At 64.5% G+C, this 25,700-nt stretch carries 20 protein-coding genes; 7 read left to right on the top strand and 13 right to left on the bottom strand.

The window, feature by feature from the left end:
• The first annotated feature begins 87 nt into the window (after positions 1-87).
• Positions 88-291, top strand: a complete 204-nt coding sequence (locus AAG591_RS09890; RefSeq protein ID WP_342531051.1) for a PEP-CTERM sorting domain-containing protein — start codon at positions 88-90, stop codon at positions 289-291.
• Positions 292-408: 117 nt separating this feature from the next.
• The gene (locus AAG591_RS09895) at positions 409-609 is read left to right on the top strand and encodes a PEP-CTERM sorting domain-containing protein (protein ID WP_342531052.1); all 201 of its coding nucleotides are present in this window, start codon (positions 409-411) and stop codon (positions 607-609) included.
• Positions 610-630: 21 nt separating this feature from the next.
• Here the strand turns inward: AAG591_RS09895 and AAG591_RS09900 are convergent, their stop codons facing one another.
• The 5 genes from AAG591_RS09900 to AAG591_RS09920 all read right to left on the bottom strand — a co-directional run bounded on the left by AAG591_RS09900 (position 631) and on the right by AAG591_RS09920 (position 6,819).
• On the bottom strand, positions 631-771 hold the full coding sequence (locus tag AAG591_RS09900) for a DUF2474 domain-containing protein (protein WP_342531053.1): 141 nt from the start codon (positions 769-771) through the stop codon (positions 631-633).
• Complete coding sequence (gene cydB, locus AAG591_RS09905) at positions 771-1,778, bottom strand: cytochrome d ubiquinol oxidase subunit II (protein ID WP_342531054.1); 1,008 nt, start codon at positions 1,776-1,778, stop codon at positions 771-773. Before cydB ends, AAG591_RS09900 begins: the two co-directional genes overlap by 1 nt.
• Positions 1,775-3,247: a cytochrome ubiquinol oxidase subunit I gene (locus tag AAG591_RS09910; protein ID WP_342531055.1), complete on the bottom strand. Its 1,473-nt coding sequence runs from the start codon at positions 3,245-3,247 to the stop codon at positions 1,775-1,777. Before AAG591_RS09910 ends, cydB begins: the two co-directional genes overlap by 4 nt.
• Positions 3,248-3,339: 92 nt before the next feature.
• Positions 3,340-4,350: a GGDEF domain-containing protein gene (locus tag AAG591_RS09915; RefSeq protein WP_342531056.1), complete on the bottom strand. Its 1,011-nt coding sequence runs from the start codon at positions 4,348-4,350 to the stop codon at positions 3,340-3,342.
• 303 nt (positions 4,351-4,653) lie between these two features.
• Positions 4,654-6,819: a S46 family peptidase gene (locus AAG591_RS09920; protein ID WP_342531057.1), complete on the bottom strand. Its 2,166-nt coding sequence runs from the start codon at positions 6,817-6,819 to the stop codon at positions 4,654-4,656.
• Between the two features lie 231 nt (positions 6,820-7,050).
• Here AAG591_RS09920 and acs point away from each other — a divergent pair, with 231 nt between their 5' ends.
• From acs to AAG591_RS09945, 5 genes are all read left to right on the top strand, one after another.
• Positions 7,051-8,973: an acetate--CoA ligase gene (gene acs, locus AAG591_RS09925; protein WP_342531058.1), complete on the top strand. Its 1,923-nt coding sequence runs from the start codon at positions 7,051-7,053 to the stop codon at positions 8,971-8,973.
• Positions 8,974-9,098: 125 nt separating this feature from the next.
• Positions 9,099-10,508, top strand: coding sequence for a circularly permuted type 2 ATP-grasp protein (locus tag AAG591_RS09930; protein WP_342531059.1), 1,410 nt, complete (start codon positions 9,099-9,101; stop codon positions 10,506-10,508).
• Between the two features lie 26 nt (positions 10,509-10,534).
• Positions 10,535-11,482, top strand: coding sequence for an alpha-E domain-containing protein (locus tag AAG591_RS09935; RefSeq protein ID WP_342531060.1), 948 nt, complete (start codon positions 10,535-10,537; stop codon positions 11,480-11,482).
• Complete coding sequence (locus AAG591_RS09940; RefSeq protein ID WP_342531061.1) at positions 11,479-12,279, top strand: transglutaminase family protein; 801 nt, start codon at positions 11,479-11,481, stop codon at positions 12,277-12,279. Before AAG591_RS09935 ends, AAG591_RS09940 begins: the two co-directional genes overlap by 4 nt.
• Positions 12,280-12,313: 34 nt before the next feature.
• Complete coding sequence (locus AAG591_RS09945; RefSeq protein WP_342531062.1) at positions 12,314-13,072, top strand: proteasome-type protease; 759 nt, start codon at positions 12,314-12,316, stop codon at positions 13,070-13,072.
• A gap of 28 nt (positions 13,073-13,100) precedes the next feature.
• Here the strand turns inward: AAG591_RS09945 and AAG591_RS09950 are convergent, their stop codons facing one another.
• From AAG591_RS09950 to AAG591_RS09985, 8 genes are all read right to left on the bottom strand, one after another.
• Positions 13,101-14,135: a LacI family DNA-binding transcriptional regulator gene (locus AAG591_RS09950; RefSeq protein WP_342531063.1), complete on the bottom strand. Its 1,035-nt coding sequence runs from the start codon at positions 14,133-14,135 to the stop codon at positions 13,101-13,103.
• 63 nt (positions 14,136-14,198) lie between these two features.
• Entirely contained in the window at positions 14,199-17,141 is a 2,943-nt protein-coding gene (locus AAG591_RS09955) for a CHAT domain-containing tetratricopeptide repeat protein (protein WP_342531064.1), read from the bottom strand.
• Entirely contained in the window at positions 17,113-17,700 is a 588-nt protein-coding gene (locus AAG591_RS09960; RefSeq protein ID WP_342531065.1) for a hypothetical protein, read from the bottom strand. Before AAG591_RS09960 ends, AAG591_RS09955 begins: the two co-directional genes overlap by 29 nt.
• Positions 17,697-19,007, bottom strand: coding sequence for a sensor histidine kinase (locus AAG591_RS09965; RefSeq protein WP_342531066.1), 1,311 nt, complete (start codon positions 19,005-19,007; stop codon positions 17,697-17,699). The genes AAG591_RS09960 and AAG591_RS09965 overlap by 4 nt, the downstream gene beginning before the upstream one ends.
• 35 nt (positions 19,008-19,042) lie before the next feature.
• Positions 19,043-19,741 (bottom strand): response regulator transcription factor, encoded by a 699-nt coding sequence (locus AAG591_RS09970; protein ID WP_342531261.1) that lies wholly within the window; start codon positions 19,739-19,741, stop codon positions 19,043-19,045.
• A gap of 88 nt (positions 19,742-19,829) precedes the next feature.
• On the bottom strand, positions 19,830-20,711 hold the full coding sequence (locus AAG591_RS09975) for an SH3 domain-containing protein (protein WP_342531067.1): 882 nt from the start codon (positions 20,709-20,711) through the stop codon (positions 19,830-19,832).
• A 144-nt stretch (positions 20,712-20,855) separates the two neighbouring features.
• On the bottom strand, positions 20,856-24,377 hold the full coding sequence (locus AAG591_RS09980) for a hypothetical protein (RefSeq protein WP_342531068.1): 3,522 nt from the start codon (positions 24,375-24,377) through the stop codon (positions 20,856-20,858).
• 14 nt (positions 24,378-24,391) lie between these two features.
• The gene (locus AAG591_RS09985) at positions 24,392-25,663 is read right to left on the bottom strand and encodes a tetratricopeptide repeat protein (RefSeq protein ID WP_342531070.1); all 1,272 of its coding nucleotides are present in this window, start codon (positions 25,661-25,663) and stop codon (positions 24,392-24,394) included.
• Positions 25,664-25,700: the final 37 nt, after the last annotated feature.

A 25,700-nucleotide genomic window follows, 5' to 3' on the forward strand; every position in this document is an offset into this window, starting at 1 on the left:
TTTCAAATCAGGTCAGTGCCCGTTTGGCGCATCGACACGCGCGCTCAAAAGCGCAGGTTGATTGCGGAGTCATAAGGAGCACGGGACATGAGGACGTTTCTCGGACTGGCAGGCATCGCGTTCATGACGCTCGCGACCCCGGCTGCCGCCTACAATACCCCGCCAGACAGCGATCCGCATGGCGACCGGACGAGTTCGAGCGGCGGCTCGACTCCCGTCCCCGCGCCGCCGGTGGTGATCCTGTTCGGCCTTGCTGCCGGTGCCGTGATGATGCGGCGCAAGACCGCCTGATTGCGGTTGGGGGCGTGCCCGTGTCGGGCGCGCTCCGTTTGACACTTGGCGGGGTGGCTGGGGGGCCGCACAAGCCTTGCGCGAGTGGGATCGTTAGGCTGACGGGGGGATCAGGGTATGCTGTTCGGATTGGCAGGAATCGCGGTGATGGCGATTGCCACGCCCGCACCGACGGCGAAGGCTCCTCCAGCCCAGCAGATTGAGCAGGTTTCGGCACGGGTCGAAGCCCCAGCGCCCGTAAAGGTGCCTGCCCCGCCGGTCGTCATCCTGTTCGGGCTTGCGGCAGGCGCCATGCTGGTTAGACGCAAGTTCTTCTGACTATCGCGCCCGGTTGCGGGCTCAGGGCGCCAGCCACCACCTGAGCAAGAATGCGACCGCGCCGAGCACCGTGACGCTCGCCGCCCAGATAGCCACCATCCAGCCGACCCGCTGCCATAATGGGGCTTCGTCGGCGGCTTTCCCGGCATCGTCGTAGCGCATCAGTGGTACCCTTCGTCGCCCACCTTGCCGCGGAACACCCAGTAGGCCCACACGGTGTAGGCGATGATGAGCGGCATCGTGATTGCAACGCCGACCAGCATGAAGACCTGGCTGCGTTCCGGCGCGGCGGCATCCCAGATCGTGAGGCCGGGCGGCACGACGTAGGGCCAGATGGTGACCCCTACGCCCGCCATGCCGAGCAGGAACAGCCCGAGGGAGAGCCAGAAGGGCTTCGAATGCCGATCGCGTGACAGCGCGTGCCACAGGAAACCGGCTACGATCAGGGTGGCGATCGGGATTGGGGCGACCCAGTAGAGTACTGGCGTGCTCAGCCAGTGATCGGCATATTCGGGGCGCAGGACCAGATTGTACAGGCTTACCGCCGCCATCAGCGCAATCGTTGCCAAAGCAGCGATCTTGCCCAGCTTGCGCGCATGCGCCTGCCCGTCGCCCTCAAGCTTCCAGACCAGCCACGCGGCCCCCAGGAGGGCATAACCGGCAACCGTCCCCACCCCGGTCAGCAGGGTGTAGGGCGTCAGCCAGTCCCACCAGCTTCCCGAATAGGCGCGGTCGGTGACTTCGATGCCCTGCAAGAGTGCGCCCAGCACCATTCCCTGCGCCAGTGCCGCGATGATCGACCCTGCCGTGAAGGCAAAGTCCCACAGCTTTCGGTGCGAGGGATCGCGCCACCTGAATTCGAACGCCACACCCCGAAAGACGAGGCCCAGCAGCATCGCGATGATCAGCGGGTAGGTCGCGGGCAGGATCACCGCGTAGGCAAGGGGGAAGGCTGCGAACAGGCCGCCACCGCCCAGCACCAGCCAGGTCTCGTTCCCATCCCACACCGGCGCGATGGAGTTCATCGCCCGATCCCGCTCTCGCCCGACCTTGAAGGTCGGAAACAGGATGCCGATGCCGAGATCGAAGCCATCCATCACCACATAGGCGAAGATCGCGAAGGCGATGATGAACGCCCAGATCGTAGTCAGGTCTGCGCTGACGCTCATTTGTCCGTCTCCTCGCGATGCGGCTCGATGTAGCGGATCGAGGAGATCGAGTCGGCGCTGAAGTCGGTCGGATTCTGCGTCGGCCCCGGGGTGATGCCGGCCGTGCGGATCGGGCCGGTGTCGCCGCGCTTGACCCCGGTTTCGAGCGCGCGGGGCGCGCTGCGCATCAGGCGCAGGATATACCACGTACCAGTGCCGAACACCGCGAAGTACACGAGCACAAATGCGATGAGCGAGGCACCGACAGCCGGTGCGTCGAGCGGGCTGGCCGCATCGGCGGTGCGGAGCAGGTTATAGATCACGTAGGGTTGGCGCCCGACTTCAGTGGTGATCCAGCCGGCGATCACCGCAACGAAGCCTGCGGGCCCCATCACGAGCGCGGCCCGGTGGAGCCACTGCCAATCGTACAGCTTGCCCCGCCAGCGCGCGATCAGGCTCCACAACCCGACGCCGAGCATCGCGAAACCAAGGCCGACCATGATGCGGAACGACCAGAAGACGATCCCGACGGGCGGCTGTTCGTCGAGGGGGATAGTGTCGAGCCCGTCGAGCGGGGCGTTGAGATCGTGCTTCAGGATCAGGCTCGATGCCTTGGGAATCTCGACCGCGTATTTAACCTCGCGCTCCTTGCTGTCGGGAATGCCGAACAGGATCAGCGGCGCGCCGTCGGGGTGGCTCTGGTAATGGCCTTCCATCGCCATCACCTTCTGCGGCTGGTGCTCCAGCGTGTTGAGCCCGTGCGCGTCGCCCGCGAAAATCTGCACCGGCACGACCAGCGCGGCCATCCACATCGCCATCGAGAACATCTTGCGTGCGTGCTGATTGGTGCGGTCCTTCAGCAGGTGCCACGCACCCACGCCGCCGACGACGAAGGCGGTGGTCAGATAGGCGGCGAGCACCGTGTGGACCAGCCGATAAGGGAAGCTGGGGTTGAAGATGATCGTCACCCAGCTGTCGCCAGGCAGGTATTGCCCGTTGGCGCCGATCTCGTAGCCGACCGGCGTTTGCATCCAGCTGTTGACCGAGAGAATCCAGAAGGCGCTGATGAAAGTACCGACTGCCACCATCAGAGTGGCAGCGAAGTGCAGCTTCCTGCCCACGCGATTCATCCCGAAAAGCATCACGCCGAGGAAACCGGCCTCGAGGAAGAATGCGGTCAGCACTTCGTAAGCCATCAGCGGACCGATCACGGGGCCGGCTACATCGGAAAAGACCGCCCAGTTGGTGCCGAACTGATAGGACATCACGATCCCGGAGACGACGCCCATCGCGAAGGCGATCGCAAAGATCTTCAGCCAGTACTTGAACAGGTCCATGTAGACCGGCTTGCCTGTCTTGAGCCACAACCCTTCCAGCACGGCGAGGTAGCTCGCAAGCCCGATCGAAAAGGCCGGGAAGATGAAGTGGAAGCTCACCGTGAAGGCGAACTGGATGCGGGCGAGCAGGATTGCGTCGGTGCCGTCGAACATGGGTGCGATGTAAAGAAAAGCGCGCTGTTCTTCCAGCGTCGGTTCGGTATCTTGTGTTGCGCTTGGCGCAACAGCTGTCGTGTTCAGATGCCTTAGGCGGCGATCGACGCCTCATAGCGCGCGCCGAAGCCTTTGCCGGCCTTCTTGGCTGCGTAGAGCGCACGGTCGGCCATGACGTGCAGTTCGGTAAATCCACACCCGTCTTCGGGGAAGCAGGCGAAGCCTGCGGTAACTCCGATATGCACCAGGCTTTCCCCGTCGACGGCGTAAGGCGGGCCGGACACCCCGGCAATCATCGCGCCGATCGTCGTTTGCGTTTCCTCGGGTCCCAGGCCGGGAAGCAAGGCGAGGAATTCATCTCCACCGATCCGTGCCAGCACTTGCCCTTCCGTCAAGGCGGCCTTCATCCGGTTCGTGACCTCGCACAGCAGTTGATCGCCTGCTGCATGTCCGAAGCGGTCGTTGATCGGCTTGAAGCGATCGAGATCCAGGCAAACGATTGAGAAAACCTGATTGCGCGAGACGCTCTGGATGACCCCTTCCAGTCCGTGCCGGTTGAGCAGGCCTGTCAGCGGATCGCGGCGCGCGCGTTCGGCATTGCTCAATTCCGCGCTCAGGGCAGCCAGCATAGCCCCCCGGTAGTGACCCATCAATTGCAGGACGCCTAACACGAAGCCGGGCAGCAGCGCGATCAGCGCGAGCATCAGCGGCTCCCCGGTGCTGGCCGCGCCCAGGACAAACGGCAGAACGCAAAGCCCGACCAGCAGCAGCGCCAGCCGTGGGGCGGCATAGTTGCGCGCACACAGCGGCCCGACCAGCCCCATGCAATGAGCGGCGGTGATCACCATGATCGCGGTATTGCCCGTGCGCATGGCGAAGAAGAAGAGCAGCCCCTGCAGGCTGCACCACAGGATCGAAAGACTGATAGGCGTGTCGATCTGCGGCACCTCGCCTCTCGCACGCACCGATCTGACCTGTCGAAGGCTGGCAAGCCGTATGAAGAGCACGATGACTTCGGCGAGCATGATGAGCAGAAAGGCTATGCCGCCGATCGCGAGATGGGCCAGTCCGGCGACGAACAGACCGTTGATCGCCCCCAGCACGATTGCGCTCGGAGATGAGAGCAGGGCACCGCACATAAAGGGGCGCACCTCCTGCGGCGTCCCATGGCTCCACCGCATAAGCCATGGCAGAACGCCGCTTCTGGCACCCAATCGCCCTTCGGGTCGATCGTGCGAGGCGGCTGCTAGCCTCTCGTCTATCCTCATGTCGGCGATGCTAGCCATTCATCGCTAACAAAGATTGAAAATGGCACCGGGGGAAGCATGCAGGCCGATGTCGCCGGGCCGCAAAAAAAGGGGCGACCGCGGGCCGCCCCTCTTCCATTTCCGTTGCAGAGGACTCGCCTAGTCGACGATATCCATTTCCGCGATGAGGTTGTCCGCCCCGTCGACCTTGTCCATCACCCACAGCATGTAGCGGGTGTCGACGTGGATCGTGCGGGTGGTGCGCGGGTCGAAATCCCAGTCCGAATTGACGCTTTCGAACGTCCCGTCGAACAGCAGGCCGACCAGTTCGGCCCGCGAATTGAGCGTCGCCGAGCCCGAGTTGCCGCCGGTCGAATCCAGATCGGTCAGGAAGTTGACCGGGACCGAACCGATGCTGTCGAGTTCGTAACGGCCGTAGTCCTTGTCGCTGATTTCCTGCAGTTCCTTCTCCGGCGCGTTGAACGGTGCCTCGCCCGTGTCCTTCGCGGTGATGCCTTCCAGCGTGGTGAAGGGGGTGTAGATCAACCCGTCCTGCGGCGAGCCGCCCATCACGGTGCCGTAGGTCACGCGCAGCGTGCTGTTGGCGTCGGGATAGGTGACCTTGCCCTGGCTCCGCTGCCAGTCGACGATGGCATCCATGTACCCGGGGCGCAGCACCAGCTCGCGGCCCGCGCGGGCTTCGGCTTCGGTCTCCAGCTGGTCGTTGTAGTCGTACAGCGCGACCGCGAGTTTGATGAAAGGATCCGTGCTCGAACGGAAATCTTCCGGGCTTGCGTCCATCAGCGCCATGCGCGTTGCCGCCTCGTCGAGCGAGGTCGCGTCGTAGTATCCTGCCAGCTTGCTGGACACGGCATCCATGTCGATGCCCGAGGTCAGGCCCAGCGCATTGTCGAGAACGGCAACCCGCTCGTCCTTCGGCTGGTCGAGATATTTGTTCAGGAACAGCATCCACACGGCCTTATCGACGCTCGGATCGAAACGGCGGTCGAGCGCCTGCATACCCTGCTTGAAGAAGCCCATGTCGCGCTCCTGATAGCCGGGCTTGCGCTCGGCATCGGGCTTCTGGCGCTCGATCGACAGGCGATAGAGCCGCTCCGCAACGCCAAGAAGCTGCGATCGGGTGGCGAAACCGTACCAGAAACTGCTGCGCGTCGCTGCGGCCTGTTCCTCGGTCAGCGCGTCGAGCTGCGCGATCGCCTTGCCGTAGTTCGCGCGAGTAGGATCTGCCGCGATCCATGCGTCGAGCTCCTGCTCACGCTCGCGACGGCGATCGACCAGGCCGACCCGGCGGGCACCTTCGATCTGGCCGCGCAGGTTCTTTTCGTAGTTGTTGAGACCCGCGAGGGTGGCTTCGTACTTCACCCGAGCGTCCGAGCCATCGGGCGCGGTCTGCTCGATCGTATCGATCCATTCGTTGATCAGGGTGACGTAGGTCGGATAGTTCCAGTCGAAGGTGTTTTCGACTTCGGCCAACCGGGCGTAGCGCTGGGTCGAGCCGGGATAGCCGGCCGCCATCACGAAGTCGCCTTCCTCGAGGCCGCCCGCGCTCACCTTGAGCACGTGCTCTGGTTTGTAGGGCACGTTCTCTTCCGAATAGTCTGCGGGCGAGCCGTCCGGTGCCACGTAGGCGCGGTAGAAGCTGAAATCGCCAGTGTGGCGCGGCCACATCCAGTTGTCGACGTCGCCGCCGTACTTCCCGATGCTGTCCGCCGGAGCGTAGGCGAGGCGCACGTCGCGAATTTCAAGTTGCTTGACCAGCTTGTACTGATCGCCGCCGTAGAAGGACGAGACCCGGCAGCGATAGCCGGCTTCTTCTTCGCACTCGGCGACGATGTCCTTCATCCGCTGTTCGATCGCGTCGTAGCGCGCGTTCGGCTCCATCGAGTCGAGCCCGGCGCGCATGCGGGCGGTCACATCGGTGAGTTCGGTGGTGACGTAGATGCGCGAACCCGGAGCGGCGGGCAGTTCCTCGCCCATGGTCTTCGCGAGGAAGCCGTTCTCGAGGTAGTTGTTCTCGGCGGTCGAATTGTACTGCACCGATCCGCGCGCGCAGTGGTGGTTGGTCACGACCAGACCCTGCGGCGAAACGAAGCTGGCCGAGCATCCGCCCAGGCTGACGACTGCGCCCATCGGGAAGCCTGTTAGATCGGCAAGCGTCTCGGGATCGATCTCGAGGCCGGTTGCCTTCAGGTCTGCGGCAATCTCTGGCAACTGGTCGGGGGTGAACATCCCTTCCTTGGCACTGAGCGGCTGGGCCGCGACGCCGGCCATGAGGGCCGCGATGAAAAACACCTTATTACGCATCTGATTCCCCTGGATTTTCGCACATCACGCGACTCGCGCCGATGTTACAGTGTTACTGGCTATTGGCCATGTCGAGGCAACGCAAGGGCGCGACCATGTCGTTTATCGAACTGACTGGCCCGTTCGTCAGGGTCTGGTGATCGCCCTCGGAGCACTTGAAAGCCAAGGCGGTCGCCAAATCGACGGCGATGGGATAGCGGAGTGCGAAACACGTTTGGGAGACTTGCCGTCGTGAGCGAATTCATCGAGCCACCGCAGACCGCCAAGACCAATTGCACCGCCGCGCAGTATCGGGCCGACTATGTCCGCTCGCTGTCCGACCCGGACGGTTTCTGGCTTGAGCAGGCGAAGCGGCTCGACTGGATCGATCCGCCCACGATCGGCGGCGAGTGGTCCTTCGATCCGGTCGAGATCAAGTGGTTCGCCGATGGAACGCTCAACCTGTGCCACAATGCGGTCGACCGGCATCTTGCGGACAAGGCGGACAAGACGGCCCTGATATTCGAGCCCGACGATCCCGATGGCGCGGTCCGCACGCTGACCTTCGCCGATCTCCACGTCGAAGTGATCCGCATGGCCAATGCGCTCAAGGCGATGGGGGTCACCAAGGGCGCGCGGGTGACGCTCTACATGCCGATGGTGGTCGAAGGCGTGGTCGCGATGCTCGCCTGCGCGCGACTGGGCGCGGTGCATTCGGTGGTGTTCGGCGGCTTCTCGCCCGAAGCGCTTGCAGGCCGGATCATCGATTGCGACAGCCATTTCGTGATCACCGCCGACGAGGGGCTGCGCGGCGGAAAGCCGATCGCGCTCAATGCCAATGTCGATGCCGCGCTCGACGAACACGATACGCAGGTGAAAGGCGTGCTGGTGATCAAGCACACCGGTGCCGACATTACGATGAAGGAAGGGCGGGACCACTGGTACGCCGACCTGGCATCGGATGAGGATTGCCCGTGCGAGCCGATGAACGCGGAGGATCCCCTGTTCATCCTCTACACCTCGGGATCGACCGGGAAACCGAAGGGCGTCCTCCATACGACGGGCGGCTATGGAGTGTGGACTGCGACGACGTTCCACTACGTGTTCGACCACCAGCCCGACGATGTGTTCTGGTGTTCGGCAGATATCGGATGGATCACCGGTCACAGCTACGTCACCTACGGCCCGCTCCTGAACGGTGCGACGCAGGTGATCTTCGAGGGCGTGCCCAATTATCCCGATCACGGGCGATTCTGGGCGACCATCGCCAGGCACAAGGTCAGCATCTTCTACACTGCGCCGACCGCGATCCGCGCGCTCATGCGGGAAGGCGACAGTTTCGTAACTGCGCATGATCGATCGTCGCTCCGCCTGCTCGGCAGCGTCGGCGAACCCATCAATCCCGAGGCATGGCGCTGGTATCGCGACGTGCCGGGCGAGGGCCGCGTGCCGGTGATCGATACCTGGTGGCAGACCGAAACCGGCGGCGTGATGCTGACCACGCTGCCTTACGCACACGCGATGAAGCCGGGCAGCGCGGGCCTGCCGTTCTTCGGCGTTCAGCCACAGCTGGTCGACAACGAGGGGCAGGTTCTGGACGGGGCGGCAGAGGGCAATCTGTGCCTGACCGCCAGCTGGCCGGGGCAGGCACGCACCGTTTACGGTGACCATGACCGCTTCGTGCAGACCTATTTCAGCACCTACACGGGCAAGTACTTCACCGGGGACGGGTGCCAGCGCGACGAGCACGGGTATTACCGCATCACCGGGCGTGTGGACGATGTCATCAACGTATCGGGCCATCGCATGGGTACTGCGGAGGTGGAGAGTGCGCTGGTCCTGCACCCGCACGTCTCCGAAGCGGCAGTCGTGGGCTTCCCGCACGATATCAAGGGGCAGGGCATCTATTGCTACGTCACCCTGAACGCAGGCGACGAAGGATCGGACGATCTGGCCGCAGAGCTGCGCCAATGGGTGCGCAAGGAAATCGGGCCGGTCGCGACGCCGGACCGGATTCACTTCACCGACGGCCTGCCCAAGACGCGCAGTGGCAAGATCATGCGCCGCATCCTGCGCAAAATCGCGGAGAACGACTATGGCTCGCTGGGGGATACCTCGACGCTAGCCGACCCCTCTCTGGTCGATCGTCTGATCGAGGGGAGGGTCAAATCCTGAAGGTGAACAATTCGCGTAACGGAACAATTGACGGGGCTTGGCTGTTGGGTGACTAATGCTGCGCTGCAAAATCGCGACGCACGCACGAATAGGGAAAGCCGGGGACCGAATTGAGCTTCGACGAGATGCTTGGGCAAGATGGAGGCAAGTCGGGTGAAGTCCGACCGGCCTATCAGGCATTTCACAAATGGCTCGAATCGCAACCGGACAATCGCGTTCTGCGCAAATCCGAACAGGCGGAGAATTTCTTCCGCAAGATCGGCATTACTTTCAACGTCTATGGCGAGGAAGCAGCCGACGAGCGGCTGATCCCCTTCGACGTCGTTCCGCGCGTCCTCTCTGGAAACGAGTGGCGCAAGCTTTCAAAGGGCATCGAACAACGCGTCCGCGCGATCAATGCCTTCCTTCACGATATCTACCACCGGCAGGAGATACTGCGCGCAGGCCGCGTGCCCGAAAGCCTGATTGCAAATAATGCGGCCTTCCTGCCCAAGATGATGGGCTTCGACCCGCCCGGTGGGATCTACACGCACATCATCGGGACCGACATCGTGCGTACCGGGCCCGAAGAGTTCTACGTGCTCGAAGACAACGCACGGACACCCTCGGGCGTGTCCTACATGCTCGAAAACCGGGAAATCATGCTCCAGATGTTTCCGGAGCTGTTTGCCGACATCCCGATCCGCGAGGTCAGCGATTACCCCAGCTGGCTTCGCCGCTCGCTGGCTGCCTGCGCGCCCGCCGCTTGCCTCGACAGGCCGACCGTCGCGGTGCTGACGCCGGGGACGTTCAATTCAGCCTACTTCGAACACAGCTTCCTCGCCGATCAGATGGGTGCAGAGCTGATCGAAGGTTCCGACTTGCGCGTGGTCGACGGCCGTGTCGCGATGCGGACTACGCAAGGCTACAAACCGGTGGATGTGATCTATCGCCGCATCGACGACGAATATCTCGACCCACTCAATTTCAATCCGGAATCGATGCTGGGTGTACCCGGCATTTTCGACGTCTATCGCGCGGGCGGCGTGACCATCGCCAACGCGCCGGGAACCGGTATCGCCGACGACAAGGCGCTATACAGCTACATGCCCGACATCGTCGAATTCTACACCGGCGAGCGCCCGCTGCTGCAGAACGTGCCCACCTGGCGCTGTTCGGATCCCGACCACCTGGCCGAAGTTCTGGACAAGCTCGACGAGCTGGTGGTCAAGGAAGTCCACGGATCGGGCGGTTATGGCATGTTGATCGGCCCGACCGCCAGCAAGGCCGAGATCGAGGAATTCCGCGCCAAGCTGAAGGAGAACCCGGAAGGTTACATCGCGCAGCCCACGCTGGCGCTGTCGACCGTGCCGATCTTCACCGGGCAGGGCCTCGCCCCGCGCCACGTTGATTTCCGTCCCTTCGTGCTGATGTCGCCAAATTCGATCGACATCGTGCCCGGCGGGCTTACCCGCGTGGCGATGAACGAAGGGTCGCTGGTGGTGAATTCGAGCCAGGGCGGCGGCACGAAAGATACCTGGGTGCTCGATGACTGAACGCTCCACGATATCGGAGGTCCGCCATGCTCGGTAAGACCGCATCGGGCCTGTTCTGGATGTTCCGCTACCTCGAACGGGCAGAAGCGACTGCGCGCCTGCTCGATGCAGGGTTCCGCATCGCACTCACCCGCGCGGGTTCCTCGCGTTCGGAATGGGAATCGGTGCTGACCACCGTCGGGCAGCTCGATGCGTTCAAGGCGCGGCACGGCGAACCGAACTCGTCCAAGGTGATCGAATTCCTGCTCAGCGATCGGGACAATCCCTCCAGCATCATCTCGATGGTCAAATCCGCCCGCGACAACGCCCGCGGCGTGCGGATCGGACTGACCAGCGAAGTGTGGGAGGCCACCAACGAGAGCTGGATGACGCTGGACAAGTTGCTGCGCGGGACCATCCCCGAAGCCGACTTGCCCGACACCTTGACAACGATCCGGCAGCAAAACGCGCTGGTACGCGGTGCGACCACCGGCACCATGCTGCGCAACGACGGGTTCAATTTCGTCCGGCTGGGCACCTTCATCGAACGCGCGGACAACACCGCGCGCATTCTCGACGTGAAATACTACCTGCTGCTGCCGTCCATCAGCCAGGTCGGCTCCACGCTCGACATAAAACAGTGGGAGACGATCCTGCGCTCTGTCTCCGCGCTGCGCAGCTACCAGTGGCTCCACGGCGCCACGGTCAACCCGCGCGACATCGCGCAATTCCTGATCCTTCACGAACAGATGCCGCGCAGCCTTGCGTTCTGCTACAACAAGATCTGCGACAACTTGGGCTATCTGTCGAAGAACTATGACAGTCGTACGGAGGCGTGCGGATTGGCGGACCGTATCCATCTCGACTACCTGGGCCGGTCGATGGACTCGATCTTCGACGATGGCCTGCACGAATATATCGACGGTTTTCTGAAGGCCAACGGCCGCCTCGCCAGCCAGATCGCCAGCGACTATTCCTTCGGAGTCGCATCATGAAGCTGCGGGTCGAGCACGAGACGCGCTATTGCTACGATGCGCCGGTTGCCTACGGGCTCCAGCAGACGCGCCTGCGCCCGAAGGACGCCCGGGGGCAGAAGGTGCTCGACTGGACCGTCACAATCGAAGGCGGCGCCAGCGAACTTCGCTACGAAGACCACAACCGCAATATCGTCGATCTGATCGGGATCGAGCCCGGACGAACCGAAACGTCGATCCGCTGCGTCGGCCTGGTCGAGAATACGTCGAGCGACGGCGTTGTCGGGGAACACCAGGGCTTCCTGCCGCTGTGGCACTTCAAGCGATCTTCCCCACTTACGAAGGCAGGCGAGGGTATACGAAAGCTCGCCAGCAGGTTCGACGATGCGGATAAAACAAGCGTCAGCTTGGGGCACGATCTGTCCGCCGCGATCCTCGACACGGTCGGTTACGAAGGTGGCAACACCCACTCCGGCACCACCGCCGAAGAGGCGCTGCGAGGTGGCCGCGGCGTGTGCCAGGATCACGCGCATATCTTCTGTTCGGCAGCCCGCCTGCTCGGCCTGCCTGCGCGCTATGTCTCGGGCTACCTGATGATGAACGACCGGGTCGAACAGGACGCCAGCCACGCCTGGGCGGAGGCCTTCTTCGACGGGCTCGGGTGGGTCGGTTTCGACGTCTCGAACGGTTATTCGCCCGACGAGCGCTATATCAGAGTCGCGACCGGCATCGATTTTCGCGAGGCCGCCCCGATCAACGGAATGCGGATGGGGGGAAGCGACGAGGGCGTGCTTGTCAGCTTGCGGGTCGAGCAATAGTCAGGTCGAAACGCTGTAAAGAGAAGACCTAGAGATGACTTATTGCGTGGGCATGCGATTGGATCGCGGTCTGATCTTCATGTCCGATACGCGCACCAATGCCGGCGTCGACGACGTGTCGCAGGTGCGTAAAATGCGCCACTGGGAAAACGCCGGAGAGAGGGCGATCACCCTGCTTTCCGCAGGCAATCTCGCCACCACGCAGTCGGTCGTCAGCTTGCTGGACGAGAGGACGAAGGCCCCTTCGGAACGCGACCCTTCGATCCTTTCGGCCCCTTCGATGTTCCAGGTCGCCACCATCATCGGCAACACGCTGCGCGAAGTGATCGCCAATCTCAAAGGCGAGAAACAGCAGGCCGCTGCCTCGCCCTTTTCCGCCAGCCTGATCGTTGGCGGCCAGATCGCAGGCAGCGAACCGCGCCTGTTCCTGATCTATCCGGAAGGCAATTTCATCGAGGCGGGCGATGATTCGCCCTTTTTCCAGATCGGCGAGACCAAGTACGGTCGGCCGATCATCGTGCGGACCTACGATCCGGCCATGCCGTTCGAAGACGCTGTCCGGCTGCTGATGGTTTCGTTCGATTCCACCATCAGATCGAACCTGGCTGTCGACCTGCCGCTGGACCTCGCCGTTCAGGAGCGCGACGCGTGCCGGATTGGCCACAGCCAGCGGATTGCCGAAAACGACCCGTATTTCCGGCGGATATCCGAACAATGGAGCCTGTCGCTGCGCGAAGCGGTGAATCGTTTGCCGCAGTTCGAATTTTCGGACGGGAACGCGGCTCAGGGCTGATCCGCGCTCAGGATAGCGAGCGCGAAGATCAGGTCGGGCGCACGCTCGCGCGTTCGATCAGCCTGACTTTCACGCGCTGTGTGACGCTTGCTTCCCCATCGATGGCCATTCGCAGCAGGGCTTCGGCCGCCTTTGCAAGATCGGGCGCGACAGTGGTCAGGGGCGGGCTGCTGATCGTCCCGGCCGACATCCCGTCGAAGCCGACGATGCCCACGTCTTCCGGCACGTCCCGCCCGATCTCCTTCAGGTAGTCGAGTACCCCGAAGGCCAGCCGGTCGCTGGCGGCGAAGAACGCGTCGATCGAGCCATCGCGCTCGATCATGTCGCGTGCGGCGTGGTAACCTTGGGATTTGCGGTCGCCATCGGGATATGAGCTTGCCTCGATCGGCTGCGCGCCGCGTTCGGCCAGAGCGTCGCGATATCCGGAAAAACGCTCTGCGAACTGCCCCGGGCCTGTCCCCAGCGGCCCGACAAATGCGATCTTGCGATAGCCGCGATCGAGCAGGTGGCTGGTGGCGATCCGGCCCCCGCCATGGTTGTCCGAACGTACCCAGCGTGCATCGTCGAATGGCGAGCCCCAGAATGCCAGATTGCCGGTGCTGCGCTGCAATTGCTGGAAATAGGTCCACGCGGACGAATGGCGTGCCGATCCGATGACGATGGTACCGTCTGCCTGGCCTCGCTTGACGTAGTCGCCGGAAAGCCGGCCTTCCTCGGACTGGAGCGAGACGAGCGTTTCCAGTCCTCGCGCCGAAGCCGCTTCGCAGATGCTTCCCAACAGTTCGAAGTAGAAGGGATTGCCCGAAGGCGCCTTGTCTTCAGGACCCTGGAGGATGACCACGGCAACGGTATCGGTCCGCCCGGTTCGCAGGCCCGACGCGCGCTGGTCGACGGTGTAGCCAAGCTCTCGCGCGACCGCCAGCACCCGCTCACGGGTCGCGGGCGTGACCTGCGGGGAACCCGCCAGCGCGCGGGAAACGGTGGACTGGTTGACGCCGGCGCGCTCCGCCACGTCGAACGAGGTGACGCGCGCGGCTTTGGTCTCGGAAGGTTGGCTACTCATTTGGATGAGAGACTAGCAGCGATTGCGGGAAGGTCACGCTGCTTCGCAATCAGGTATCCGCAATCAGTTCTCGATGAGCACGAAGGGCGCCCAGACCGCAGGATTGGCTGCGTCGGCCAGCTGCGGATCCGACAGGAGAGCCAGTTGTGCCTGGCGCAGGGCCTCGGCCCGGGTTGCCCCGGCCTGCGACGCGCGAACCGTATCGACACTTAGGCGTGCTGCCGCATCGTCGCGCACGCGCCAGTGCGAAAGCAGGATCGCATGCGCCCCCGCCTGGGCGAACGCGGTCGCTAGCCCGGAATAGGTCGGTCCGTCGCCGTCGATACCGGCCGCGGTGTTGCAAGCCGACAGGATCACCCAGTCCGCGGGCAGGCGCATGCGTGCGATCTCGCTCGCGCCGAGCAACCCATCCTCGCCAGAGCCGGCATCACCCGAGCCGAGCAGCAGGGCCGGTTCCCAAAGCCCGGTCACTTCGCCTGCGACGAGGCCGTGGGTTGCGAATACGAGGATGTCGATCGAGCTCAAATCGGTGCGCTTGACGTTGTCCTCGGCTGCATCCGCACCGATCAAGAGCACGCTGTCGCGCGATTGCAGCGCGTCGGCGATCTCCCGCAGTTCGGTCGTCGCACCCGGCAGGGCGGGCAAGGAGGCAATCGAGGCCGCATCGGGCCGCCCGCCGCGGAAGAGGGCGCTTACGCCCCCGCCGCTGCTTGCAGCTTCCCCGGCAGGCAGTTCGACGCCGCCAATCCCTGCGAACCGTACGGTGGGGCTCGTCGTGGCATCGCCGCGCTGCTCGCCGAGCAGGTCGAGGTTGCCGACCACCTGCACAGCAGCGTCGCGGATCAGCCAGGGCGCTGCGGAGAGATCGCCGACATGGTCGGCCGTTGTCAGGAGTCCGAAGGGAACCGAGGCGAGCCGCTGGCCGCCATAAAGAAGCACCCGGTGCGCGCCCTGCGTCCCGTCGGGGAAGATCTGTCCGAACAGCCGCCGCGAAGAGGCGAGCGGGAACTCGCCCTCGTTGGGTCGCTCGACTGCGTCTCGGATCGCGGTGACGTCCTCGGCAAGTTGGCCGTTGTCGAGCGGACTCCACGATGCGCCTCCGGTGTCGACCCTGATGATCCAGCTTTCCCGATCGCCTTCGACCGGCACCACCAGCACATCATCGGGCCGCAGCCGCGACTGCAGGCTGGCCAGGTCGACCGGGGTCGGACGAAAGCGACGGACATATTCCGGGTAGGCCCGGACCAGATCATCGGCGGCTTCGCGTTCGGCGCGGTCGGCCTGCTCGACCTCAAGCGCCAGACTTGCCGCCTGCGCTTCGTCCTCCTCGTCCAGTGCAGCGCGATAGCGTGTGCGCAGTTCGTTCGTCTTGCGCGCCAGATCGAGCAGCCGCTCGCGTTGCTGCGTCGCCGCGTCGTCGGCTCCGAAGCGCGCGAACTGCTGGCCACGGGCAAGCTCCGAGATATTGGCCACCTGCGCTGCGCGAAAGACCCGCGCTGAATCATCGAGCGCCGCGCCCAGGTCGAGGTAGAGCAGCGCCGCCTCCCGCAAGGCGCGCGCTTCCCGCACCAGCGTAGTGTCGGACACTGCGACATTCGCCAACCGTCCGGAGATAACGTCCATCGCAGCGTCACCACCCGGCAGATACGCCGAAGGATCCTGCCCGTTCAGCTGGCGCAGGCGGGCGAGCAGGAGCTCGCTCCAGATCCGGTCCTCGTGCGTTTCGACAAAGGCATCGCGCACGACCGGCACCCAATGTTCGGCTTCGGCGAGCGCCTCGGCATTGCGGCCACGCCGCATCCACCAATCCGCGCGATGCAGGTGGATGAGGGCCTGCTCCACGCTCTCGTTGTCGATCGCCGCATCGGCAGAGGCAATCGCCTTGCCGGTCAACTCGTCGTAACCCTGCCAGTCGCCGCGCATGGCGTAATGTTCGGCCAGCGCTTCGTACATCGTCGCCAGCGCAAAGGGATCTTCGACCTCGCCGGTCTTCTCGTAAATCTCGACCGCGCGGCGTTGCAGCGTTTCCGCCTCTTCGGTCTTGCCATCGAGCATCAGGGCCTGCGAGAGGTTGCGCAGGCTCACCGCAGTGCCGCTGGCATCTTCGCCGACGGTCGCGACACGAATGCGCAGCGCCTCGCGCAGGACGGGTATCGCCTCGCCCAGAACGCGCGCCTGCATCAGTGCATGGCCCAGATTGTTGACCGCAATACCGTAGAGCTGGTGATCCTCACCCAGATGCTCGCGCGAGAGGCGCACCGCGAGGCGGGCCGTCTCGATTGCCTCCGCATCGTAACCCGCGCGCCCCAGAACCGAGGCGAGCGAGGTCAGGCGCAGCGAGGTGAGCATGTCTTCCGGGCCGAGAAACTCCAGCGTCTGCTCGGCGGCAGGGCGCAAGTAGTCGAGCGCTTCGAGGACGCGCCCCTGCCGATAGGCAATGTGACCGAGGCCGAAGAGCGAGGAGGCGACGAAAGGCCCGCGCTCGCCCTCCATCTCGCGCCGGATCGCCAGCGCCTTGCGATGATATTCCTCGGATTCGGGATAGCGCGCCAGCGACGCGAGGATCGTTGCCTGATTGTTGTAGAGCCCGGCGATCTCCTCGAGCGGGGCATTACCCCGCGTGTAGAAATCGGCGGCGGCATCGAAGTAGGGGAGCGCCTTTTCGAAATCGCGGAGGTAGAAATAGGCCGCGCCGAACTGGCTTTCGAGCACGCCCAGATCGGTCAGCGGGACGTTGCCATTTGCCTCCGCACGCGCGCGAAGCTCGGCGAGCTTCGTGAGGTCGCCTTCAGGATCTGCGGAGGGATCGCCGTTCGCGATCGCCTCTATCTCGGTGACGATCTGCGCCGCTTCGGGGTCGAGCGGCACGGTACCTTCGGCCGAAGTCGCCCCATCGCCCTCGGCGCTCTCCTGAGCGAATGCGGGCAGGGCAGGCGAGAGCATCGTCAGCGCGGCCCCGCCCAGCAGCAGCCGCGCGTTATTCGACCGCCAGATAATAGACCGCATCCCGTTGCCCCCCATTGCGAATTTCGATCTTGTATCGCTGCGTGAAAATCGGGGTGAACCGGCACACCTTGCCATGTGCAGGCGCGTGTTCGCACACGAGACGGCTCTTGGAATCGAAAACTCGCAGACGCAGCGTCGCGGGGGTTCGCTCGCCGATCGAAAGCGCGGTCTTCTGGCCGGAGAAGAAGGTCTGCTGAAGGACCGCGTTTGCTCCCGGCGCAAGGCGGCCACGGCTGTAGCCCGGGCCCAGGACACGTCCCCGGAAGGGGGGCGCGTCTGTACCCGATGCGGCCTCCCACTGGGCGATGGGATCGCCATCGCTGGCGTCGAGCGGGTGCGCGCCCTGTACGCGCAAGCGGGTGAGCAGCGGAGTAAGCGCCGCTGTGTCGCCCTGTTCGAAAGCGAGGTCGGCAGCAGCAAGATCGGTCGCGACAAGGGCAGCGCGATCCTGCGCTGAGGACGCGTCGGGCGACGAAGATCGGGCAAGCGGGGCGTTGGCCACGGGGGCGCACGCGCCGACCAGCGTCGCCATGCACGCAATTCGCAGAAGAGCCGTCATTCGGTCTCCCTCCCGACCCGAAAGCTGGCGCCCTTATCGACCGGTTCGAGCGTGATCGTCAATCCGTGCCGTTCGGCGATCGCACGGGCGAGAGCGAGGCCGAGCCCCGAACCCGTCTGACCGGCCTCCCGCCCGTCGCCGCGATAGAACCGTTCGAAAATCCGCTCCGCATGGTTGGGGGGCACGCCGGGCCCGTCGTCGGCCACGGTCAGGACCGGCCCCGGCCGGAGGGTCAGGGTAATCTTCCCACCCTCGGGCACGTATTTGAACGCGTTGTCGAGCAGGTTGGTCATCAGACGGGTGAGCTGCGACTCCTCTCCGTCGAGGCATACGCCCGGTGCGATATCCCAGACGAAGCTGTGGTTCGATTCTTCCGCGCTGTCGGCGTAGAGATTGCAGATCCGCGTCGCCAGCTCGCTCAGGTTGACGGGGGCCAGGCCGTGCCGGTCGCCCTTGCGCGCCTTGCTCGAAGCAATGTCGAGCAGCGATTCGAGCATGCTGACGATGCGGCGGATTTCGGCGCGCGCCTCGATAAGCTTTTCTGACACGCTGGCGGGCAGCGGCTCGGCAAGGGCCTTCACCAGCCGCTGGTCGAGATGCATGATCGGCGTGCGGATTTCGTGCGCCAGCTGGTCGGTGGTTTCCCGATAGGCTGCGAGCAGGCGGCTGACACGTTGCAGGGCACGCGTGCTGTGATCGGCGAGTTCGTCGATTTCGTCCCTGCGCCCCGTGGGGGAGGGGGTGGCGATGACCGGAACGCTTTCGGGCGTGCGAAACGCGGCGTTGATCTGCTCGATGCGCGATTGCAGGCCACGTGCTGCGTGCCTGCCGAACAGCCCGACTAGCAGCACGAAAATCGTGCCTCCCAACAGAAACAGCCACGCCACGCGGTGCAGCACGGGATCGGCCTGATCGCGTTCGTAGGCGACCACCAGCCGCAGGTCGGGCCCCAGCTGCGTCGCGCGCGCCAGCACGGGCAGACCGTCGAGCACGGTCACCGCCCCCAGTTCTGACACCTTGGGGTCGAGATCGGGCCAGCGGTCGAGATCGCCGACGATCACGGATCCTTCGCCATCCGTCAGCAGGTAGTGCGGCTCGCTGCGGCCGGCCGGTGTGATCGCCAGACGGTCTGCTATCCGCCGCTCAAGCTCGCCCTGGTCGCCGCTCGCATAGATATCGACGAGGCCTGCCAGATCGACATCGACCGCCTCCTCCACCGACGCCCGATTGGCCGCACGGATAGTCTGGTCGGTCATCGCCCACAGGCAGAACACCAGCAGCACCGACAGGGCGATGGCCAGCCACACGAGCCGCGAAAAGATCGAAGTGCGTGAAACGGACCTTACCTCCCGTCGAGAAGACGGTAGCCGGAGCCCCAGATCGTTTCCAGAGCCGGGCTGTCGAAACCTTCCTCCAGCTTGCGACGCAGGCGGCCGATATTGACGTCGACGACGTTCGTCTGCGGATCGAAGGATATGCCCCAGACATCGCGCAACAGCATCTCGCGCGTGACCGTTTCGCCCGCGTTCTCCATGAAATAGCGGAACAGCTCGAATTCTCGCGGGCTGAGCGCGAGGTGCCGGTTCTGGCGGAATGCCGTGCGGGCCTTCACATGGCATTCGAACGCCCCGAACAGGATCACGGCGCTGTGCTCCTGCCCCTTGGCGCGCCTGTGCAGCGCCTTGATCCGAGCGAACAGTTCGTCGGCCTCGAACGGTTTGGCGAGATAATCGTCGGCCCCTGCATCGAGCCCTTCGGCACGGTCCGCCGTGCGTCCCAATGCGGACAGCATCAGGATCGGTGTGCCGACCCCGCTTTCGCGCAGGCGCTGGATGATCGTGATGCCGTCGAGATCGCCCAGCATCCGGTCGAGGATGATGACGTCGAACTGCTCCATCCCGGCGCGCAGCAGGCCGCCGGCGCCGCTTTGCTCGCAGACGATCTGCGCCCCTCGCGCACGGGCAAGATCGCGGACCTCCGCCGTGGCGCGCGCGTCGTCCTCCACATAGAGGATACGCAGGTTATCGAGCGCAGCGTCCATATTCTCCCCCGGTGCGCCAAGCGGCGACACCGAAGGTGCCACCGCTTGGTTGCCCGGACAAGCGGGTCTTTCCTCAAACCCCATCTGCTCAGCTCAGGTCTTCCACGGAGACCCAGCCTTTTGTGCCGTAATTGTCCTCGACTTCGATGAAGAGTCCGCTGCGTTCGCCGGTCGGCTTGAGTTCGGTGCCGCTGCGAAGAGCGCGGACTTCGGCCGAGCCCGCATCGGGCGAGGCGCGCATCACGGTATCGACCGCCGTCACCGTGGCAGGCCCCGCCGGAGCTTGTGCGACCGCGGGCTGGACCCGAGGGGCCGACGCGATGGTCTGCTTTTGCGCAACGACCGCGTTGAAGGCGATCACGAAGGCTTCGACGAGCATCTTGCCGTTCTTGTTGCTGCCGTAGCCCGAGGCAGCTGCGCCCGCGTTCCACCCGCCGTTGCCGCCGAAGCTGAGCGTCGATTTCTTCACCTCGCCGCTACCCGTCACGATGGTGAGGCCGTTTGCCGGGCTGAGCAGCTTGATGCCCGCAGCGACGCGCTTCTTCTTGCCGCCCAGGCCACCGAACATGCCGAGCACGGCACCCGCACCGGGCACTTTGGAAAGCACGGTTCCTGCTGCGCCGGAGCGGACCAGGCCCTCCATCGCGGCACCCTTTGCCATCTCGATTGACTTGTCGACCTCTTCGCTGTCGCCAGCGACCACGTTCATCAGGAAGTCCGCCGGCACGCCGCTGGCAGCGTTCTGCGGCGTGAAGCAGCCGGATTCGATGGCGAGCGAGTTGAGCAGTTCGCGCGGGCTGCCGAGGCCGTATTCGGACCAGCCCTGCGTATCGCCATCGACCACGGCGATGGTGCCGAGGCTCTCGTCGCATTTGGCGAGCGTGATATCGGCGTCCTTCGCCATGGCAGGAACGGAAGCTGTCAGACCGAGCACAAGTGCGCTGGCGGTAAGTATCGATGCGGTTTTCATTGGTTCTCCCCTCTTATTCCGAGTGAGGTCCATCTTGCGCCCCATGCCATCGCTGTCCCAGTGACCATGCCCGTCAGGGATATGACGAGAGCCGTTAGGAAGCAGGCGGGACACCGGTTCTCCGCCTGCTTCATCGGGTTCGGCCTATTCGGGATCGGCGAAGGTGATCGTGTCGCCGAGCAGCCCGCGCGCGTCGTGCAGCTTGATTGCCAGGGGCGAATGGTCGCCCGTAATCTGCAAGTCGGACATGCCCTTTGCGTCGCGCGGGGAGACGGCGGCCCACCTGCTCCAGTCGCTGGCGCTGGCGACCCCGACGGCTTGCGGTGCGAGCATCACGGTGTCGGGGAAAGCGAACCCGTCGGCGGCTGGCAGGGACATCGGAATTACCGAGGTCGTCGCATCCTCCCGCCCGAAAATGGCGACCCCGGACGCACCGATCGTGGCCGCGTTGCTCGCGTCGATGACGTTCATCGAGACGCCGGCGTATCCGGCATTGTCGCCGAACATAACGCCGCCGATGGTCACGATGCACGAAGCCGAACATGCCCCGCCGCTGGCGGTGACCGTTTGCGAGGTGCTGGTGTAGGTGCCACCGAACCTCCAGGAACTGCCACTAATGCTCAGATTGATCTGGCTTTGCTCGGGATTTGCTGCGCCCCCTGCGGTCGAGACCGCCCAACCCTTGCCGCCCACGTTCATGGCGAGGTCGTAGCCAACGAGGCTCGTCGACCCGTATGCGACGGCGAGATCGCCGGTGATCGTGCCGGGTGCCGAATCCTGATTGTCGGTCGCGGTGGTGGTCGCGATCAGTTCGTAGTCGACCTTGCCGGACGCTGGCAGCGCGATCGTCGGCGTCCCTGCGAACACGTGGTAGCCGCCATTGGGCCCTACTTCGACCGTCGTACCGTTTTGTTGCACGGTGCCGCCGGTCCAGCGCGCCCATGCCAGCGAACCCACGTCGCCTTCGTTTGCGACCGTGGCAGTGCCCTTGCTGGTGGTCCCGAGGATCGAGGTGAAGCTCACCGGCGCGCCGTTTGCGAGTTCGGCATTCCCGCCGAAGCCGGTCGCCAGCGATCCGTTGGTGAACGTGTAATAATTGACCGGCGAACGGGTACCGGTGAAGTCGCTGGTATAGCCGCCCGGAGTTGGCGTGGGAGTCGGGGTTGGCGTGGGGGTTGGTGTGGGCGTTACCCCACCCGACTGGAAGATCGCCAGGCCGGACGCCTTGATGGTGCCTGCGGAAGAGCCGCGGTCTTCGACCCCGACGCCGACCCCTGCATATTGGCCACCCGCGCCGAACAGGACGCCTTCGACCTGCACTTCGCAGTAGTCGGAGCAAGCCCCGCCCGTGCCGGTCACGTTGCCTGCATCGCTGGTGAAAGCGGTGTCGAAGCCGACCTGCAGCGTGCTCGATTCAAGCGCAATCCCGCTGCCGGGATTGGCCGCGCCGCCGGGGGTGGAAACCGCCCAGCCCATGCCGCGATAGGCCATCTCGAAGTCGAAACCGACCGTGCTCTGCGCGCCGTACTGGACTGCCATGTTGCCGGTGAGCGTACCCAGCTCGGGTCCGTTGAGTTCGGCGACCGGGGTCGTCTCCAGCAGATCGTAGTTGACGATACCCGACGTGGGCAGGTCGCTCGCCCTGTTGCCGGACATCACATACCAGCCGCCATTGGCGCCCAGAACAGTCGGTACGGTGAAGGGGCCGCCACGTTCGGTGACGGTGCCGTTGGTCCAGCGCGCCCACGCAATGTCGCCCAGATCGCCCGACTCTGCGACGGTCGCGGTACCGATGTCGAAATAGTTGGTCTCGTTCATCTCCAGCCGGCGAAGCTCACCATCGACATAGGTCCCGGTGCCGGCGAAGGAATTGCCAAGACCGTTACCGGTCCGGCCGAGATAGAGTGGCTGCCCGGTCCGCGTGCCGGTGAAGCCTGTGGGCGTCGGCGTAGAGGTTCCGTCAGCCACGAAGGCCGCGGCACCATAGGTCCACAGATCGGCATTGCCGTTCTCGCCGAAATTGTACGAGATGCCCGCAACGCGGCCACCGACCCCGCCCAGGATGCCACGCACGCTCGCTTCGCACGCGCCGGTCGGACAAACCGTTCCAGTGCCGGTCACCGCGAGATTGTTGCCGCCGAATTCACCGAAGAAATCGCCGCTGGTTTCAACCGGTCGGCCGGTGGCGCCAAAAGTGTAGGAACCGCTGGCGATCCCGACATTGAAGTCGAAATCTGCGGTCGTCTCCGCTCCGAAGTTGACGGAGAGCGATCCTTCGAATGTCCCCGGTGCGACGCTGCCGTTGGCCACCGTGGGCGCGGTCGCCCCGGCGAGCACGTAATCGACCGTGCCGCTTGTCGGAAGATCGGTCGCCCGAACCACGCTGGTCAGATGGAAGCCGTCGTCCGCGCCCAGGTCGAACGTCGGGGCACTGAAGTAACGCCCTCCAGTGGTCCCGTCGTGCCAGCGAGCCCACGAAATCTCCCCGTCGGAGGCGCTGCCGCCCTCTGCGATGGATGCGGTTCCGATGTTCGGTCGCTCGTTCTCCAGAGTGGAGTCGTTGAGGGTCCAGACGTACGCGATGGGGCGTCCGGCGTCGTCGTAGGCCACGTCCGCTTCGCCGCGTGCATCGAGGCCCACGTCCTTGCCCGCATACACCACCGCACGCTCGCTTTCGTAGGTGAAGGTAGGCGTCGGTGTAGGGGTGGGCGTCGGCGTCGGCGTCGGAGTAGGAGTGGGCGTCGGCGTCGGAGTGGGCGTCGGAGTCGGAGTCGGAGTGGGGGTGGGTGTCGGAGTAGGTGTCGGTGTTGGTGTGGGAGTAGGTGTCGGAGTAGGTGTCGGCGTTGGCGTCGGCGTCGGGTTTGGATTGTAATTGCCCGGCAGGCCTCCCGCCGTGAGGTAGTCGAGGAAGGTCTGCAGCGCCTCGACATCGTCGAAAAATTGTCCGCCAGTCAGGCTCGCGAGCCGAGCCAGATAGCCGGAGAGAAGCTCAACATCGCCCGTCGGCAGCGTGCCGACGGCAGGATTGGCAAAATATGCGTCGATGCGGTCGGCAGCGAGAAGGATATCGCCCGAGGCGCCGATCGCCGCGAGAGCTTCGCCCAGGATCACCGGCATGCCATTCTGCGCCGCGCCGCTCGGGCCCTGCGGCGTCGCCTGCGGACCAACGGCCAGGCTCTGCTGGATCCGCCCGCCGGAGATTTTGAGCTTGTCGCCGGAGACGAAATTACGACCGACCCCGCCCATGCCGATCCGCATGGTGCCGGTGATCGCGTGCCCGTCTATATCGCCGTTCTCTGCGGAGAACCCGGCCGATGCGCCCGGCATCAGCGACGCGAGGACGCCACCCGGCAAACGAACGGATGCGCCCGCCCCGGCAGGGGTGACGACCGTGATGTCGCCCGAAAGCAGTTCGAATACGCCGCCATTGTCCAGCGTGTAGCTGGCTTCGCCGACAACCGAGATCACGGTGCCGTCGTCGAGCTTGAGCTGCGTGACGCCGCTCGTCTGGGTGACCGTTTCTCCCGGCGCGGGGAGTTGCGAGGCACCGCTGCTGGAAAACAGGATGGTGGGCTCTGCCGAAGCGTGCGCGGCGAGACCGAGGATGGAGGCCGATACCAGCAGGGCGCGGCAGCCGTTGCGAAGCGATGAGTTGCGAAGCAGCATGTTGAGTCTCCCCCTCAGAATTCAAACCGCAACGCGGCCGAGGCGGACCAGCGTTCGTAATCGTAGAGTGCGATGTTGCTCCAGTTGCGCGTGAACGTAGCCCGCGGCTGGAACAGCAGATGGTCGGTGATCGCGATCTTGACGCCGAGCGAGGCATCGAGCCGCTCGTCTTCGCGTTCGGTCAGGAACAGGACATCGGGCGCGTCGTAGCGGCGCAGGTCGAATCCCACTCCGCCGATCACGGCAATGCGATCGGCCACCGGGACTTCCGCACCGCCACCGATCTGGAAGAAGGTGTTGGACTGCGCATCGCCCAGCGGATCGCGGGTTTCCTCGTGCCCGAGGCTCGCGTTGATGGACGCTTGCCGGGTGACGAAACCCAGCCCCACGGCATAGCGGTTGGCATTGCGCAGCGGGTCGGTATCGTAATCGAGGCGGGTCCATTGCGCCGACGCGGCGATGGCATTCCCTCCGTCGAGCAGGTGCGTGTACTGGCCGATCGCGCCGTATGCGGTGCGATAGCCATCCTGGCCCAGCCACAGCTTCTGGATCTGCCCCGACAGCGAAATCACGTCCGAATTGCCGAAGCTGTGCGCGTAGCCCGCCGTGCCGGTGAGGCTGGCGATGTCGAAGGTGTCGCTGTCGAAATTGTCGCGCCAGTTGAACAGCGCGGACGCGAACACGCGATCCTGCCGACCGACCGCCGAGACGACGCTGGCCCCGCCGTTGATCTCGTAGAACCCATCGTCCTGCGCGCGTGCCGCCGCACCGAGATTGCCCGGGCCGAGAAATGCGAACAGCGGGATCGTGATCTGCGTCAGATCGGTCGCCGCGTTGATGTTGCTGTCGTACCCGGCCCCTGCCTCGACGAACCCGGAGACATCGTTGCCCCGGCCGTCGATCTGCTTGTCGAGGGTCTGGATCAGCCCTGTGAAGCGCTGGCGAACCGGATCGGGCAGGGTCGGATCGTTGACCACGGTGCCGAATTCCTGCCGTGCGGTGTCGATATCGCCCGACATGGCGTAGGCGCGGGCGAGTTCGGCGCGCGCGGGCGCGTTGTTCGGCTGTAGCGCCAGCACCCGCTGAAGCGCGATGATCGCTTCGCCGTAATGGCCGGCGTCGATCGCGGCTGTCGCGAAGGCATAATCGTAGGCGGGATCGCCCGCGCGGGTGGACTGTTGGCGTGCCAGCTCCGCATATTGCGTCTCGGCGTTGTCACCTGAGTTTTGCGCAGCGGCGGGCGCAGCCATGGCGAACGCCAGCACACCGATCGAAACTCCAGCCATTTTCTTGAAATCGAACTGCATTTGCGCACCCCCGGAG

Origin of the sequence: Citromicrobium bathyomarinum (genome assembly GCF_038594485.1) — a bacterium.
Lineage (GTDB): Bacteria > Pseudomonadota > Alphaproteobacteria > Sphingomonadales > Sphingomonadaceae > Alteriqipengyuania > Alteriqipengyuania bathyomarina_A.